Source organism: Burkholderia sp. AW33-5, from assembly GCF_053427615.1.
Window position 1 is genome coordinate 1 of the sequence record NZ_JBSAXA010000128.1, and the last position, 299, is coordinate 299.

The 299-nt window shown below is 60.2% G+C and carries 1 pseudogene; it reads right to left on the reverse strand.

Annotated features, from left to right (window positions below):
- Positions 1 to 299: pseudogene (locus tag ACV22V_RS32675) on the reverse strand (transporter); the annotation flags it as partial.

Below are 299 nucleotides of genomic sequence, written 5' to 3' on the forward strand. Positions count from 1 at the left end.
CGCCCGGTCGCCTGCGTGACCGGCACGCGCGCATCGACGCCGTTCACCAGCTCACCGATGAACTGGTACGGCTCCGAAAACAGGATGCCGTTGTGCTCGTAGGTCTCGAGCAGCTGCGGATCGTAGGAAACGAGCGCCTTCGTCATCGACTCGCCCAGTTCCTCGAGTTCACGCACCGTCTCGTCCAGGTCCCCGCCCTGCAGCAACGCCGTGATATAGAAACTGTTCTCGTAGTGATGGTGCTTGCGGAAGCGCTGGAGATATTTGTCGACCGCCTGCTGGATGAACGGATTGTAGAA